16 protein-coding genes are annotated in these 16,614 nt (G+C 39.5%); 13 read left to right on the top strand and 3 right to left on the bottom strand.

All coding sequences use genetic code 11. From position 1 onward, the window contains the following. Positions 1–4: 4 nt before the first annotated feature. From rdgB to U0R11_RS00735, 6 genes are all read left to right on the top strand, one after another. Entirely contained in the window at positions 5–604 is a 600-nt protein-coding gene (gene rdgB, locus U0R11_RS00760) for an RdgB/HAM1 family non-canonical purine NTP pyrophosphatase (protein ID WP_406749348.1), read from the top strand. Between the two features lie 73 nt (positions 605–677). Next, positions 678–3,200: a DUF5686 and carboxypeptidase-like regulatory domain-containing protein gene (locus U0R11_RS00755; RefSeq protein WP_406749347.1), complete on the top strand. Its 2,523-nt coding sequence runs from the start codon at positions 678–680 to the stop codon at positions 3,198–3,200. Between the two features lie 133 nt (positions 3,201–3,333). Beyond that, positions 3,334–3,978: a glycerol-3-phosphate 1-O-acyltransferase PlsY gene (gene plsY, locus U0R11_RS00750; protein ID WP_406749346.1), complete on the top strand. Its 645-nt coding sequence runs from the start codon at positions 3,334–3,336 to the stop codon at positions 3,976–3,978. A gap of 54 nt (positions 3,979–4,032) precedes the next feature. Then, positions 4,033–5,406: a dipeptidase gene (locus U0R11_RS00745; RefSeq protein WP_406749345.1), complete on the top strand. Its 1,374-nt coding sequence runs from the start codon at positions 4,033–4,035 to the stop codon at positions 5,404–5,406. After that, positions 5,406–6,233 carry an N-acetylmuramic acid 6-phosphate etherase gene (murQ, locus tag U0R11_RS00740; RefSeq protein WP_406749344.1) on the top strand — a complete coding sequence of 276 codons (828 nt, stop codon included), beginning with the start codon at positions 5,406–5,408 and terminating at the stop codon, positions 6,231–6,233. The genes U0R11_RS00745 and murQ overlap by 1 nt, the downstream gene beginning before the upstream one ends. A gap of 84 nt (positions 6,234–6,317) precedes the next feature. Then, a complete protein-coding gene (locus U0R11_RS00735; protein ID WP_406749343.1) occupies positions 6,318–6,644 on the top strand; it encodes a c-type cytochrome in 327 nt (108 codons plus the stop codon). A 57-nt stretch (positions 6,645–6,701) separates the two neighbouring features. On the opposite strand, the gene U0R11_RS00730 is transcribed toward U0R11_RS00735, so the two are convergent. Together U0R11_RS00730 and yihA are read right to left on the bottom strand one after the other, a co-directional pair. Continuing rightward, complete coding sequence (locus U0R11_RS00730; RefSeq protein ID WP_406749342.1) at positions 6,702–7,241, bottom strand: DUF5606 family protein; 540 nt, start codon at positions 7,239–7,241, stop codon at positions 6,702–6,704. 29 nt (positions 7,242–7,270) lie between these two features. Beyond that, complete coding sequence (gene yihA, locus U0R11_RS00725; RefSeq protein WP_406749341.1) at positions 7,271–7,888, bottom strand: ribosome biogenesis GTP-binding protein YihA/YsxC; 618 nt, start codon at positions 7,886–7,888, stop codon at positions 7,271–7,273. Between the two features lie 668 nt (positions 7,889–8,556). Here yihA and hemE point away from each other — a divergent pair. Continuing rightward, the gene (gene hemE, locus U0R11_RS00720; protein ID WP_406749340.1) at positions 8,557–9,588 is read left to right on the top strand and encodes a uroporphyrinogen decarboxylase; all 1,032 of its coding nucleotides are present in this window, start codon (positions 8,557–8,559) and stop codon (positions 9,586–9,588) included. Between the two features lie 544 nt (positions 9,589–10,132). Here the strand turns inward: hemE and guaB are convergent. After that, entirely contained in the window at positions 10,133–11,602 is a 1,470-nt protein-coding gene (gene guaB, locus U0R11_RS00715) for an IMP dehydrogenase (protein WP_406749339.1), read from the bottom strand. A 99-nt stretch (positions 11,603–11,701) separates the two neighbouring features. Between guaB and U0R11_RS00710 the strand changes: the two genes are divergently transcribed. The 6 genes from U0R11_RS00710 (at position 11,702) to U0R11_RS00685 (ending at position 16,607) form a co-directional block, all read left to right on the top strand. Continuing rightward, a complete protein-coding gene (locus U0R11_RS00710; RefSeq protein WP_406749338.1) occupies positions 11,702–12,703 on the top strand; it encodes an FAD:protein FMN transferase in 1,002 nt (333 codons plus the stop codon). A gap of 13 nt (positions 12,704–12,716) precedes the next feature. Beyond that, complete coding sequence (locus tag U0R11_RS00705) at positions 12,717–13,679, top strand: formylglycine-generating enzyme family protein (protein WP_406749337.1); 963 nt, start codon at positions 12,717–12,719, stop codon at positions 13,677–13,679. Between the two features lie 25 nt (positions 13,680–13,704). After that, the gene (locus U0R11_RS00700; RefSeq protein ID WP_406749336.1) at positions 13,705–15,054 is read left to right on the top strand and encodes a Gfo/Idh/MocA family protein; all 1,350 of its coding nucleotides are present in this window, start codon (positions 13,705–13,707) and stop codon (positions 15,052–15,054) included. Positions 15,055–15,119: 65 nt separating this feature from the next. Beyond that, a complete protein-coding gene (locus U0R11_RS00695) occupies positions 15,120–15,488 on the top strand; it encodes an NADH-quinone oxidoreductase subunit A (protein WP_166374667.1) in 369 nt (122 codons plus the stop codon). A 49-nt stretch (positions 15,489–15,537) separates the two neighbouring features. After that, positions 15,538–16,086: an NADH-quinone oxidoreductase subunit B gene (locus tag U0R11_RS00690; protein WP_109322264.1), complete on the top strand. Its 549-nt coding sequence runs from the start codon at positions 15,538–15,540 to the stop codon at positions 16,084–16,086. Positions 16,087–16,097: 11 nt separating this feature from the next. Further along, a complete protein-coding gene (locus U0R11_RS00685; RefSeq protein WP_269002543.1) occupies positions 16,098–16,607 on the top strand; it encodes an NADH-quinone oxidoreductase subunit C in 510 nt (169 codons plus the stop codon). The last annotated feature ends 7 nt before the right edge of the window (positions 16,608–16,614 follow it).

The raw sequence follows: 16,614 nt of genomic DNA, 5'->3' as shown, positions 1-16,614 counted from the left end.
TTTTATGCTGCCCAAATTGTATCTAGCCACGCAAAATCTCCATAAAGTGGAAGAGATTGAGGCCTTATTGAAAGGACTTTTTGAAGTAAGAACAGTTCAAGATTTAGGACTTACCGAAGAAATACCAGAAACGGGAAGCACCTTGGCAGAGAATTCCTTGTTGAAAGCACAATTCATAGCCAATCGTTATCAGGTTACTTGTTTATCGGATGATTCAGGATTAGAAGTGGAAGCCTTAGGATGCGCTCCTGGTGTTTATTCAGCTAGGTATGCTGGGGAGCCTAAAAATGACCAAAGAAATCTTGATTTACTTTTGCATAATTTGAGTACCGAAAAACATCGGAATGCTCGATTTGTTACGGTTCTGACCTACCACACTCAAGGACAATACAGGCAGTTTGAGGGGGAAATACAAGGTCAAATCACGCATGAAGCCCGAGGAACATCAGGTTTTGGGTATGACCCTGTCTTTCAACCCGAAGGATTGTCAAGAACATTTGCTGAAATGAGCTTGACAGAGAAAAATCAAATGGCTCATCGAGCCCGCGCTTTACAAAAATTCAAGATATTTGTCGACGAAAGTCGAAAATCTCACGACAAATAGTAGAATTGTTCCAATCAATCTGTATTTTTGTTTCAGTATCATATAAGCTTTAACCTTGTTCAACGGTAGATTAATGAATTGGAGCAGTCGTGTATTTTTGGCTCTGCTGATTCTTTTGGTGGGTGTACATTGGGCTCAGGCACAATTTGTGATCAAGGGAAGAGTAACTGATGCTTCAAATGGAGATCCAGTACCCTTTGCATCGGTGGGCTTGGTGGGTCTAAATTTAGGGACGACCACTAATTTTCAAGGTGAATATACCTTTCATTCCAAAGTCTTAACGGATTCTCTTTTTGTATCCTTTGTTGGGTATAAAAAACGTGTCAAATTCATTGACAAAAAGAAAGCATTTCAGGAAGTAAATTTTCAAATGGATCCTGCACAAAGGTCCTTACAAGAGGTTATCGTGTATTCGGGTGAGAATCCCGCTTTTAAAATATTACGTCAAGTGGTCAAGCAGCGTGACGTGAATGATCGCAATAAATTGACGGCCTACGAGTATGATTCTTATACCAAAATGGAGCTGGATGTGGATAACATTTCGGAGAAATTGAGGAATTCGAAAATCATGAAACAGATAGAATCTTCCATTAAGAAGTTTGAGAAAGAAGCGGGGGAGGATGGAAAGCCTGTCATTCCGACCTATATATCCGAGTCCATCAGTAAATTTTATTATCGAGAGTCGCCTAAACGAAAGAAGGAGAAAATTATCAAGACCAATATAAAAGGTGTTGGTGTTCAGGATGGAGGTTTTATTTCCCAATTGGTCGGGGGGAATTTGATAGCTAATTATAATTTTTACCAAAATTATGTTCCTTTTTTTGGTAAGGATTTTGCCAGTCCCATTGGAGATAATTGGAAAGGGAATTACAAGTTCTTTCTTGGGGATACCGTCAATGTGGATGGCCATGTTTGCTATCAATTGGATTTTGATCCTAGAAATCCACAGGATTTAGTGTTTACGGGTCAAATGTGGATAGATACCACGAGTTTTGCTTTGGTTCAAATAGATGCGGCTATCGATAAGCAAGCCAATTTGAATTTCATAGATAAAATTAAAATATCCCAGGAATTAGAACAGGTGGGAGAAGGAGCTTGGTTACCTTCCCGTACCCGTTTTTTGATTGATATTGAAGAGCTGACCAAAGGTTCAGCTGGGATGTTGTTGAAGATGTATATTTCCAATAAAGGTTTTGTGGTGAATCAGCCTAAATCGCTGGATTTTTATGATTTAACTTCGGAGGTTGCCGAGGATGCTAAAGAACCTGACCCAGAGTTTTGGAAACATGCACGGTATGAGCCCTTGAGTCGACAAGATTTAACGGCCTTTGCTTTAATTGATTCGGTGAAGAATCTACCGATTGTTCGGACTTATGTTGAAATTGCGGAGATTGCACTGAGTGGTTACAAGAAATTCAATGATATTGAAGTTGGGCCATATTTGAGCAGTATTGCCGTGAATCGATTGGAAGGAGCTCGATTTAGATTGGGGTTTAGAACAAACTCCAATTTTGATAAGCATTGGATTTTACGAGGCAATGTGGGTTTTGGTACCCGAGATTTAGTTCCTAAATATTCAATTGAAGTCAATTATCTTTTCTCTAAAGCTAAGTGGACAATTGCTGGTTTGCGGCATTCCTATGATATAGAACGGGTTGGTTTAACGCCTGAGTTGATTGGAGATAATCGCTTATTTTATGCTTTCACTCGCTGGGGTGCATTCTCTGGTGCCTTTTTTAGAAGAGAAAGTGAGGCGTTTTTTAGTACAGAAGTGACCAAGGGATTGAGTTTTATGGCACAAATGAACACGCGTTCATTTGATCCATTGTTTAGATTCCAGTATCGTTTAAATCCGGAATTAGGAGATGCATCTCCTGTACAAGATTATTATCAAGAGTCCTTCGTCACCTTAGAGGCTAGATTTGCCAAAGGGGAGACCTTCATTATGAATGGGAATGAGCGAATTACGCTTTCTACTAAGCGGATTCCGGTAGTTACATTCCGCTACCAGCGAGGATTCAAAGGCTTTTTAGGAGGTGATTTTGATTATGAGCGCTTTACTTTGAAAGCCTATCAAACATTTAGGTTAGGAACATTTGGTCGGTCTGATTATACCCTCTCCTTAGGGTACACACCATCAAATTTACCTGCCCCTTTATTATTTCCTCATTTAGGAAATGAGACCTTATTTTTTGTGAGAAGCGCCTTCTCTACTATGAATTATTTTGAGTTTGTCAGCGATCAATTCGTCTCCTTGCAATACAATCATAATTTTGAAGGATTGTTGTTTAATCGAATTCCATTAATCAAGAAATTAAAATGGAGATTTATTGCCAGTGGAAATTTACTTTGGGGTAGTCAAAGAAAGGAAAATAAAGACATCATGAAGGATGTAAATAATCCATTGAAATCGAAGTTTTTAGATATGTATTCCTTTGATTCTCTAAATCCCAATATACCCTATGCTGAGGTGGGATATGGGATCGATAATATTTTTAAATTATTTAGGATTCAAGCCTTCCATCGTTTGACATATATGGACCATGGTTCACCTAAGGCTTTTCGCTTGATGGCTTCGGTTAATTTCTCATTTTAGGCATTTTTGGTATATTATTAAGATGAAAATTTAAACATTTCAAGAATGTTTTTAATCTTCTTGATTTTGGCTTTTTGCACCCCTATATTTGGGTTCTGCGCCTTTTTGAACTATGGTGACCTTTAATATTATTATGATTTTGATTCTCATTGGACTTTGTTTGTTGAGCTATATTTTGGGCTCAATTCCAACGGCCATTTGGTATGGTGAAGCCTACCATGGGGTGGATATACGTACCTTAGGAAGTGGTAATGCTGGGGCCACCAATACATTCCGAGTATTAGGTAAAAAAGCGGGAAGCATTGTGTTATTTGTGGATGCTTTTAAAGGGTTTTTAGCCACCTCTCTTTCTACTTTTTTGTTTTACCTTCATTTGATTGATTGGCAAACTTGTGTGTCATTAAAAATCGTGTTTGGCTTTTTGGCCGTTTTAGGTCATTTACTACCTGTTTTTTGTGATTTTAAGGGAGGTAAAGGCGTAGCAACATTGATGGGTATGGTCTTGGCCTTACATCCAGAAGCAGCTTTAGTCAGTATAGCGGTGTTTTTACTGGTATTCTATGTTTCAAATTACGTCTCCTTAGGTTCCATGATTGCTTCTTTGGTTTTTCCATTCTTGATGGTTTTTAAGGTATTTGGAGATGAATTCCCAATTTTGATCTATTTTGGTTTCATAGTCGCTTTTTTGGTGATCTTTATGCACCGTAAAAATATTGCCCGCATCCTTCAAGGTACAGAAAATCGGATGTATCTAATCCCCCGAAAGAAACAATCCTAAGTCGTTTTTTTTTATCTTTGCACGTGGATGATTTACTCCCATTCACCTATCGATATGAAAAAAACACAAGCTTATATTCAAGCTAATCAACAGCGATTTTTAGAAGAACTTCTTGATTTATTACGCATACCGTCTATTTCTGCGGACCCAACCTATGCCGGAGATGTACGCAGAGCAGCGGAGTTTATAGCCAATAATTTACGTCAATCCGGTGCTGATCAGGTTCGACTGGAAGAAACAGCAGGTTTTCCTGTCGTTTATGGAGAGAAGATGATTGACCCCAAGGCTCCTACGGTCTTGGTATATGGGCATTATGATGTGCAGCCAGCCGATCCTTTGGAATTGTGGGAAAGCCCACCTTTTGAGCCAGTTATCAAAGATGAAATTATTTATGCCCGTGGTTCATGCGATGACAAAGGTCAGGTCTTCATGCACGTAAAAGCCTTTGAAGCTATGTTAGCTACCAATAACTTGCCCTGTAATATCAAGTTTATGATCGAAGGCGAAGAAGAGATTGGTTCCAATAACTTGGCCATTTTTGTGGCAAATAATAAAGAGTTACTCCAAGCGGATGTCATTTTGATTTCAGATACGGCCATTATAGCTAATGATATTCCTTCTATTGATGTGGGATTGAGAGGTTTAAGTTACTTGGAAGTTACGGTACAAGGTCCTAATCGCGACTTACATTCGGGAGTTTATGGAGGAGCGGTGGCCAATCCCATCAACATTTTGTGTGAGATGATTGCCTCGATGCATGATGAATTTAATCAAATAACCATACCTGGATTTTACGAAGCTGTACAAGAATTAGGAGCTACCGATAGAGCTGCTATGGCTCAGACACCTTTTGATTTAGAGGCATATCAAAAAGATTTAGGGATAGCTTCAGTACATGGAGAAAAAGGGTATTCCACATTGGAAAGAGCATCCATTCGTCCAACCTTGGATGTGAATGGAATTTGGGGAGGATATATTGGAGAAGGAGCTAAAACTGTTTTACCATCCTTAGCACATGCTAAGATATCCATGCGTTTGGTTCCAAATCAAAGTTCCGAAAAGATTACTCAATTGTTTACGGATCATTTTAAGTCCATTGCACCGAAAGGAGTAAAGGTAACCGTGACTCCACATCATGGAGGGGAGGCTTATGTGATGCCTACAGATACCATCGCATACCAAGCAGCTTCTAAAGCCTTAGCAGAAACATTTGGGAAAGAACCTGTACCTACTAGAGGAGGAGGAAGTATACCTGTTCCTACGGTTTTTGAAAAGGAATTGGGAATCAAGTCGGTCTTGATGGGATTTGGTTTAGATTCGGATGCGATACATTCTCCGAATGAGCATTTTGGTTTGTTTAATTTTTATAAAGGGATTGAAACCATCCCTCACTTTTTCAAGCACTTTTACGCACTTTCTACGAAATAATGACTGAGAATTTAAGTAAGCTAGCAACCGAATCTGACTCCAATTATTTGGATTTGGATAAACAGTCTGTTGATACGATTTTACGACAAATCAATGCGGAGGATAAGACTGTTCCCTATTCGGTGGAAATGGTGATTCCACAAATTGAAAAAGTAGTGGAGCAGGTCGTAGCTCGCATGGAAAGGGGGGGGCGCTTGTTTTATATTGGTGCTGGAACAAGTGGTCGGTTGGGCGTTGTAGATGCCTCTGAGTGCCCGCCTACCTATGGTGTTCCCCACGATTGGGTGATAGGGTTGATTGCGGGGGGAGATGGAGCTATTCGTAAGGCGGTAGAAAATGCCGAAGATGATGAAAAGCAGGCATGGTTGGATATGAAGGCATATGGTATTGATGAAAACGATGCCGTAATTGGTATTGCCGCTTCAGGTAGAACACCCTATGTCATAGGAGGTTTACGAGATGCTAATACCCATGGTGTTTTAACGGCCTGCATTGTATGCAATAAAGGAAGTGCCATAGCGCAAGTAGCCCAATATCCCATTGAAGTGGTTGTAGGGCCTGAATATGTAACGGGAAGTACACGAATGAAATCAGGAACTGCACAGAAATTGGTATTGAATATGATTTCTACGGCGGTGATGATTCGTTTGGGACGGGTTAGAGGAAATAAAATGGTGGATATGGCGTTAAGTAACCACAAATTGGTATTACGAGCTATTAGAATGGTGAAAGAAGCCACTGGAGTTTCTGAGGATAAAGCATCCGAATTATTGGATCAGCATGGAAGTGTTAGAGCAGCAGTGGATGCATTTCATGCTTCTATTTAATAAAAAGGGAGAAATATGCGTAGGAGCATATAGAAAATAACGTTTTAATCCCTTATTTTGCGTACAATTAAACATTCAATCAAAATGAAAAAAATATCAAAATTTATTTTGGCTGTAACTTTAGGAACATTTGCATTTGGTTTCCAAGCTAATGCCGACGATTTTCCTGCTGATATCAAGCCATTAATGCAAAAATATACTTGCTTTGCTTGCCATAAGGTAGATGCTCGTTTAGTTGGTCCGGCTTATACGGATGTAGCTAAGAAAAAGTATAGTAATGCAAAAATTGTAGAATTAATCGCGAATCCAAAGCCTGAGAACTGGCCAGGTTATCCACCGATGATGGCATTGAAAAATGTGCCAAAGGCGGATGCCATGAAGATTGCTGTTTGGATCAACTCATTGAAATAATCAAATAAAAAAATCCCGAATAGCTCGGGATTTTTTTATTTATGTATTCTGAGCGACTTATTTAGTCGCTTTTGTTTTTTTAGGAGCTTTAGCTACTTTTTCTTCTGTTGCTTCTGTCGCTACTTTTACTTCTTTCACCGCTTTGGGTGCTTTAGCCACTTTTTCAGCTTTGGGTTCCTCTACAGCAGGAGCTGTTTGAAACATATCTGGTGTATTGTTGACCAAAATCAAATACCAAGAAAGGATTTTTTTGATATCCGAAGCATATACTCGGTCTGAATCGTAGTTGGGAACGATGCTAGCTAATAATCCAAATAATTCCGAATCACTTGCTTTTTTAGGTTCAATGTTCAAATTACCTTGACAAACGGAATGAATCAATTGAAATAAGTCACCTAAAGGCAATGTGCTGTCTTGATGATCATCAAGGTAAAGGGAAATGTCCTTTAAAACCGAGATACGTGTTTGACCACTAACAACAGACTTTTGCTTTAGAGCATCTAATGTTTCTACAATAACCCCGGTACGTGTGGGTTTCAATACTCTAAATAATCCGCTTTTGCCTGAGATGTGGGCAATTTCATTTAATAATTCCATGTGTGATGTTTAATTCGGTCGCAAAAATATTAAGATTTCCTTGATTTATAGGGAGATGTGTCAATTAATTCCTGAATACTGGCTAAGATTTCTTCTCTTCCTTGGTGTTTTTCAGCAGAAGTGATGAACATTCTTGGTAAAGCCTCCCATGATTGTAGTAGGAATTCCTGGTAATGCTTGAAATGATCATCTACCTGTTTTTGAGATAATTTATCAGCCTTAGTGAACACGAGGTAAAAAGGAATTTGCTCTTCTGCCATTCTTTCCATGAAAGCAATATCCACGGGTTGAGGCTTTAAACGTAAGTCGACCAGTAAAAACAAACAAGTTAGGCTTTTACGATTGATTAAGTAATCCAAAATCATTTTTTCGAATTCCTTTCTCTTTTCTTTGCTTACCTGTGCATAACCATAGCCGGGTAAGTCCACTAAATACCAGTTATCATTAATCAAAAAATGATTGATTAACTGCGTTTTACCGGGTGTTTGAGAGGTTTTAGCCAGTTTTTTATGAAAGGTGATGGAGTTGATTAAGGAAGATTTACCCACATTTGAACGGCCAATAAAGGCAAATTCAGGGAATTTGTCGGGGGGGCATTTTAAGTAATCGGTATTACTGGTGATGAATTGAGCACTAATAACTTGCATAGGGTACATATTAAAGAACCACAAAGATACAAGGATATTAGTAGTTATTAGGGATTAGATATTATTTACGGCATCGTAAAATCAATAATTTCGAAACGCTATTCAAGGAAGTTGGCCGTGCTGTATTACATTATAATCGAGAAAAGCCTAAGTAAATGATGTTCCGTAAAATTGAATAGTTTAGTGATTTATTTACTAATACTTCCTTTGGCCTTTCTTTTTTTCATAAAAAAAGAAAGGTCTTGGGAATTATAACACGATAAAGTGGATTAAATACTATTTTATTAATGTTAAGAAATAGACCTTACTTTATCGTACTAAATTATCTTTACCGTAACAGCTCTATCTTAGGATTTTCTTTTTTTACGAAAAAAAAGAAACAAAAAAAAAGCAGGTGTACGTTTAATCCAAGACGAATTCTGCTTGGAAGAACCGATTGTCTCTCCGCTTACGGCTTTAATCTTTGACGCCGACGCTCATGGCCTATGCGCAAGGTCAAATATCCGCCTTTCGCTTCGCTCCAATCTTTCGTTTTGATTAACCTAATTAAGAAACATGTAGAATCCAAAAGTAGACAAAACGATCAACGTCATTCAGGCATTCACAATTCAAAATTTATCATTTATCATTTACCATTTCTTCCCTACCTTTGTGGCTTGATTAAAGATATGGAAGTTTTACAAAATGATCGCCTGATAAGGGCTGCAAAAGGATTGCCTGTTGATAGAATCCCAGTATGGGTGATGCGTCAAGCAGGAAGAATATTACCAGAGTATCGAGAGGTGAGAGCTAAAGCTGGGTCCTTCATTGGTTTGGCGACACATCCAGAGTGGGCAGCAGAGGTAACGATTCAGCCTGTAAATCGTTTTGACGTGGATGCTGCCATTATATTTTCTGATATATTGGTTGTTCCAGAAGCCATGGGTTTACCCTATGTCATGGAGGAGCAAAAGGGACCTATTTTTCCGCAGGTGATTCGCTCACAAGCGGATATTGATGCTTTGAAAACGGCAGTACCTGAAGAGGATTTGGCTTATGTATTAGATGCTATTAAAATTGTCAAGCGGGAATTGTCTGGCAAAATTCCTTTAATTGGTTTTGCAGGTGCACCATTTACAATTTTCTGTTATATGGTAGAAGGTAAAGGCTCAAAAACTTTTTCGCAAGCTAAGAAAATGCTTTATGCCGAACCGGCATTGGCTCATGCATTATTACAAAAGATTACAGACTCGACCATCGCTTATTTGAAAGCACAAGTAGCAGTTGGTGCTAATTTGATTCAAGTATTTGATTCATGGGCGGGTATTTTATCCCCAGTCCAATATAGTGCTTTTTCTACTCCTTACCTCAAGCAAATTTGTGATGCTTTGACGGAAGTTCCTCTTACTTTATTTGCCAAAGGTGCATTTTTTGCCAGAGAAGAAATGGCTCAATTAAACTGTGCTACCATAGGTTTGGATTGGAATATGGATATTCAGGAATCTCGACAGTTGGTGGGACCCAATAGAACTCTTCAAGGTAATTTGGATCCATGTGCTTTATATGGAGATTTTAAAACGGTGGAAACTGAGACCAAAAAGATGATTGATCAATTCGGCACTCAGCGCTACATTGCCAATTTAGGTCATGGTGTTTATCCCGATATTCACCCGGATAAGGTGAAATGTTTTGTGGATACGGTACATAATTATCCTGTATAAGTAATTGAATTTGTAGATAAACAAACAAGCTCTGGATTTAAATCCAGAGCTTGTTTGTTTAAGGCAATCATGGTTTCAAGCCATCTACCATTGAGTACAGAATTTCAGTTATTTTCTATTATTAAGCTCTGGATTTAAATCCAGAGCTTGTTTGTTTAAGGCAATCATGGTTTCAAGCCATCTACCATTGAGTACAGAATTTCAGTTATTTTCTATGATCAAGCTCTGGATTTAAATCCAGAGCTTGTTTGATTAAGTCAATCATGGTTTTAAACCATCTGCTATTTGGTACAGAATTTCAGTTATTTTCTATGATCAAGCTCTGGATTTAAATCCAGAGCTTGTTTGATTAAGTCAATCATGGTTTTAAACCATCTGCTATTCGGTACAGAATTTCAGTTATTTTCTATGATCAAGCTCTGGATTTAAATCCAGAGCTTGTTTGATAAAGTCAATCATGGTTTTAAACCATCTGCTATTCGGTACAGAATTTCAGTTATTTTCTATGATCAAGCTCTGGATTTAAATCCAGAGCTTGTTTTTTTTACTTAGCACTATAGTTAGGTGCTTCTTTGGAAATACTAACGTCATGCGGATGACTTTCTTTTACTCCAGCAGAAGTAATCTTGACAAATTTGGCTTGTTGCATGTCGCTGATGGTTCCAGCTCCACAATAGCCCATTCCAGCTTTCAAACCTCCCACCATTTGGTATAAAATCTCCGTTACAGAACCCTTAAATGGTACACGACCAACGATTCCTTCTGGAACTAATTTTTTAATATCATCTTCTGCATCTTGGAAATAACGGTCCTTAGATCCATCTTCCATAGCTTCTAATGAACCCATTCCTCGGTAAGATTTAAATTTACGGCCTTCCAAAATGATCATTTCACCTGGTGCCTCATCGGTACCTGCTAATAGTGAACCAATCATCACAGTACTAGCTCCACCAGCGATGGCTTTGGCTATATCTCCTGAAAAACGAATACCACCATCGGCAATTAATGGAACATTATAAGGTTCTAGGGCCTTAGCTGCCTCATAAACGGCTGTTAATTGGGGCATTCCCACACCTGCAATAATGCGGGTTGTACAAATACTTCCAGGTCCTACACCTACTTTTACGGCATCGGCTCCTGCTTCTGCCAAAGCTTTTGCTGCTTCGCCTGTAGCAATGTTTCCCACAATCACATCCAAGCTAGGGTACGAAGTTTTTACTGCTTTTAGGGCATCAATGACTCCTTTGGAATGCCCATGGGCAGTATCTATACTAATTACGTCTACACCTACTTGAACCAAGGCTTGCACCCGATCTAATAAATCAGGTGTAACTCCCACAGCGGCCCCAACTCGTAAGCGTCCCAAAGGATCCTTAGAAGCTAAGGGATGGCTTTTGCGTTTTAAAATATCTTTATACGTAATTAATCCAATCAATCGACCATTCTTGTCAATGATGGGTAATTTTTCAATTTTATGCTCTTGCAAAATACTTTCAGCCGCTTCCATGCTTATTCCTTCATTCGCTGTAATCAGGTTCACCCTAGTCATGATTTCATGTACCGGTCTGGCCGTTTCTTTTTGGAAACGTAAATCACGGTTTGTCAAAATCCCTACTAAAATTCCTTGTGTATCAATGACTGGTATACCTCCGATTTTGAATTCCTTCATGATGCGCTGCGCGTCACCTAAAGTTTGAGTATCATGTAAAGTAATAGGATCAATAATCATTCCCGATTCAGAACGCTTCACTTTACGAACTTGTGCTGCTTGTTGCTGTATGGTCATGTTTTTATGAATGATTCCGATTCCCCCTTCTTGTGCTAAAGCAATGGCTAAATCAGCTTCTGTAACAGTATCCATGGCGGCAGAAACAATCGGGATATTCAAACTGATGTTTTTGGTCAGTCGAGTTTGAGTCTTTACATCGCGAGGTAAGACTTCAGAATAGGCAGGAAGCAACAGGACGTCGTCGTAAGTAAGTGCTTCGAAAAGAAATTTGGATGAATCAAGCATGGCAAATAAATTGAATGGGAATTGGATTTATCGGATGAAGGCGAACCGTACCCTTATTTGCCAGACAAAAGTACAGATTTTTTTTGTAATATTTGAATGATGAATAAAAAAACCCTTCTCATCAGCTTCTACTTCATTTGTTGTGGCTTTTTAACCCAAGCCCAATGGACCAAATATCGATTCGAAACGGCCCGAATGGGATCTCCCTTTCGCATCATTGTTTCTTGTCAAGATACCGTAGGCCTTTCACAAACCATACAAAAGGCTCAATCATTGGCCCAAGATTTGGAAATGCAGCTGAGTGATTATCAGGCAAAATCCGATCTAAGTCAAGTGAATCAACGGGCTGGTTCAGGCCAATTTTACCCCATTCAAGAGCCATTTAAAGCCATTTTGAAAGAATCTTTGTGGGCCAAGCAACAAAGTGGAGGAGACCTTACTATTTTCATAGGCAAATTAGTCGCAGCTTGGCGAATTGCCCGCAAGGCTCAAATTTTGCCTGATCCAGCATTGCTTCAAAAATGGGCCAAAGCCATTCAAAGTCCTTGTTTGGAATTTAATGCCGATAGTAGTGCCATTCGATTAACAAATTCTGATTGTCAATTGGATGTGGGGTCAATTGGAAAAGGTTTTGTTGCTCAGCGGGTTTTGGATTATTTAGTGAAATCAGGATATCCCTATGCTTTGGTGGATGCCGGTGGAAAAATCAGTGCAAGTCAAGTAAATCCTCAAGGTGATGCGTGGAAAGTGGCATTGGAATTGCCTAATTCAAAAAAAACCTCGACTGATTTGATAGAAATCAAAAACCAGTCGATTGCTAGTTCAGGCAAAACGTACCAACAAGTTGAAATTGCTGGAAAAAATTATTCCCATGTCCTTAATCCCAAAACGGGTATCGGTTTAGAACATGCTCGTTCAGCAACTGCCATAGCACCTGATGGAGCTAGAGCCGATTGGATAGCTACTGCTGCCACCATCATGGAATTGGATGAATTACAAGTGATGCTTAAAAGCTTCCCTCAAGTGCAAGTACTTGTGTGGGAATACCAAAAAGGGGAATTGGAAATATTATTGAATCATGGTATCTTGAAGGTCGATTAGAATTAATGTAAGAATGAATATAAAAATACATGTATTAGTACTTGCCTGCTGTGTGGGAATATGTCAAATTGGGAAAGGGCAAACATTAAAATCTTACCGACAAATCATTCCAAATTCTACCGTTGCTTTTGATATGCAGGCCATACCTGCTGGAACCTTGGTCATTGGTAGTCCTAATTCTGAGCTTGGTAGAAATGTAGATGAAGGGCCTCAACAAAAAATCAACATAGAGGCTTTTTGGATGGGAAAAACTGAAGTGACCTATGATGAATACCAATTGTTTTTTGAGGAAGATAGAGATCCTGCGCCTAAGCCAGCCAAAGAAGGCCCAGATGCCATTACTCGCCCTAGTCCACCTTACATCGATTTTACTTTAGGTATGGGAAAAGTAGGAGGTTTTCCTGCCAACTCCATGCAGCATTTTGCAGCCCTCATGTATTGTAAATGGTTATATGCCAAAACCCAAATATTTTATCGTTTGCCTACGGAAGCGGAATGGGAATATGTATGTAAAGCAGGCGGCAAAGGCGCATATTCTTCTCAGAATGCCAATGAGAAAGTAGAGGATTATGCTTGGATTGCGTCCAATTCAGGAGATAAGTACCATTTAGTGGCTCAGAAAAAACCCAATGCCTGGGGATTATATGATATGCTGGGGAATGTCCATGAATGGGTATTAGATCACTATGAACCAAGCTATTCCACTAATAAACAAGCGCATCAAGCTATCTTTAAAGATAAATATGCGGATGCCGTAGTGAAAGGTGGTAGCTATCGGGATGAAGCCAAAATGGCCCGAAGTGCAAGTCGATTAGCTGCCGATCCTGTTTGGAACCGAAGAGATCCACAAGAACCTAAGAGTAAATGGTGGAATGCCGATGCCCCTTTCGTGGGTTTCCGTATAATGCGACCTGCTAAGCAACCTAGTCCTGAAGAAGTTCGGGCCTTTTTTGACAAGTATTTAAAAGATTATTAACCTTCAAAATATATACCTAAATAACATGAAAAATTCACGTAGAGAATTCATTGTGCAGTCGAGCCTTGGTGCGGGAGCGCTACTAGCCGCTCCGCTTGTGGCTCAGGCTAACCCAGGTGTCAGTTTCAGTCAAAGTAATGTGGGAGATACCTTAAAAGTAGCCTTGATTGGTTGTGGAGGCAGAGGTACAGGGGCAATTATTCAAGCTTTAAGTACGAAAGAAAATATCCAGTTAGTGGCCATGGCTGATGCCTTCAAAGATCGATTGGATGATTGTTATAAGAGTGTCATGAATTCTCGTGCCAAAGATACCTCAGCTAAAGCCGTGCCCGTGAATCAGAAAGTCAACGTACCAGAGGATCATAAATTCGTAGGTTTCGACGGCTACAAGCAAGCTATGGCATTAGCTGATGTGGTAATTCTAACAACGCCTCCGGGTTTTCGTCCCTATCACTTTGAAGAGGCGGTTCGCTTAGGAAAGCAGATATTCATGGAAAAACCCGTGGCTACGGATCCTGCCGGTATACAACGGGTGTTAGCCGCAGCTAAAATCGCCAAAGAGAAAAAGTTGAATGTCGTGGTAGGTTTACAACGTCATTATCAAAATTCGTACCGTGATTTGATGAAACGGGTGCAAGATGGCCAAATTGGAGATGTGGTTTCGGCCTCATGCTGGTGGAATAATGATGGCGTATGGGTGAAGCCTCGTAAGGAGGGGCAAACAGAAATGGAATACCAAATGAGAAACTGGTATTATTTCAATTGGATTTGTGGTGATCATATCACTGAGCAACACATTCACAATATTGATGTTATCAACTGGGCGAAAAATGGTTATCCTGTACGAGCAAGAGGTACAGGTGGACGAGAAGTGAGGAAAGGAAAAGAGTACGGTGAAATTTTTGATCACCATATCGTCGAATTTGAATATGCCGATGGAACCATTTTGAATAGTCAATGCCGTCATATTCCAGGTACCTGGACAAAGGTAGATGAGCATTTAGTGGGAACGAAGGGGAAAGTGCTATTTGATTCAGCCAAAATTTTGGATTTGAAAGGGAATGTGAATTATGCTTTTGATAAAAAGACAAAAGAGAATAATCCATATCAAACGGAACATGATGAATTGTGGGCAACTGTTGCAGCGGGAGAATACAAATTTGCGGATGCTGAAAATGGGGCCTATTCTACCATGACTTCTATTTTAGGAAGGATGGCTACCTATTCAGGACAGATTATCGAGTGGGACAAGGCGATTAACTCAGGGATCAATATTACACCAAGCCGCTTCGCATGGGATGCAGATATGCCATTGAAGCCAGATGCGAATGGTTTGTACCCAGTAGCTGTGCCAGGGAAAACCAAGTATTTTTAATAAAATAATCTTCAAAATTAGATTTTAGTGAGTAAATTGCCGCTTCAAATTAAGCGAAGTACAAGATGAACTATCAACCTCAAGATTTTTTACCCATTTTCGTTCAATTAGCAGCGGCTTTGGCATTTATCGTATTGGTCATGGTCCTGACACATTCCTTAGGTCCTAAGCGTCATTCCGCGAAAAAAGATGATTCATTTGAGTGTGGTATTGAGTCCATCGGAGATGCTCGTACACCTATTTCAGTGAAGTATTTCTTGGTGGCTATCTTGTTTGTTTTGTTTGATTTGGAGATTGTATTTATGTACCCTTGGGCAGTAAATTTCAAGCAATTAGCATGGAACGGTTTTTATGAAATGATCGTGTTCATGGGCTTGTTATTAGCTGGATTTATCTACGTAATTAAAAAAGGTATTTTAACCTGGGAAAAATAAACTTTTAGCTTTTTGCTTGGTTTATTTTTAATAGAAAAGAAGATGATATATGAGTGACGCAAAAATTAATATCGTAGAAGCGCCGGCAGGTTTAGAGGGTCAGGGATTTTTTGCTACCAGTTTAGATTCATTAGTAGGGATGGCTAGAGCAAATTCGCTCTGGCCATTGCCTTTTGCTACATCTTGCTGCGGTATTGAATTCATGTCGACGATGGCTTCTCACTACGACATTGGTCGTTTTGGTGCAGAGCGTTTAAGTTTTTCTGCTCGCCAAGCCGATGTGTTGATGGTCATGGGTACGATAGCCAAGAAGATGGCTCCGGTAGTAAAGCAGGTGTATTTGCAAATGGCAGAGCCTCGTTGGGTTTTATCTGTGGGAGCTTGTGCTTGTTCTGGAGGTATTTTTGATACCTATTCGGTATTACAAGGAATTGACCGCATCATTCCTGTGGATGTTTATGTACCCGGGTGCCCGCCACGTCCAGAGCAAATTTTGGATGGTTTTATGCAAATCCAAGAGCTAGCAAAAAATGAGTCTATTCGTCGTAGAAACCAACCTGAATATAAAGCTTTGTTGGAATCTTATGGTATTGAATAAGTAAATCGAGCATGGAAAACGTGAGTAATCAACAAATTATAGATGCCTTACAGGGGCAATTCGGAGAAGAGGCCATTTATGGTATCGCTGAATCCCATGGAATCTTACAAGTAACTACTGAAGTGGAACACATCGTTCCAATGCTTCATTTTCTATATCAACATCCGGTATTGAAGTTTCAATTTTTGACTGATTTAGGTGGAATTCATTTTCCTGAAGCAAAAGGACAAGAATTGGGAGTGATATACCATTTGCATAGTTTAGAGAATAATGTGCGTTTGTGGATCAAAATTTATGTACCCATTGAAAAGCCAGAAGTTCCTACCGTGACAGGTTTGTTTGCTACCGCCAATTGGATGGAACGTGAAGCCTTTGATTTTTATGGCATTATTTTTGAGGGTCACCCCAATTTGATCCGTATTTTGAACGTAGAGGACATGGATTACCATCCTATGCGTAAGGAATATCCCTTGGAGGATGCCACTCGTCACGATAAAATAGATGAATTATTTGGTAGATAATCTACCT

This window comes from Aquirufa salirivi (assembly GCF_045310485.1).
Taxonomy (GTDB): Bacteria; Bacteroidota; Bacteroidia; order Cytophagales; family Spirosomataceae; genus Aquirufa; species Aquirufa salirivi.
Note: the sequence above shows the minus strand (reverse complement) of the source record. Positions and strands in the feature narration are given on the sequence as shown.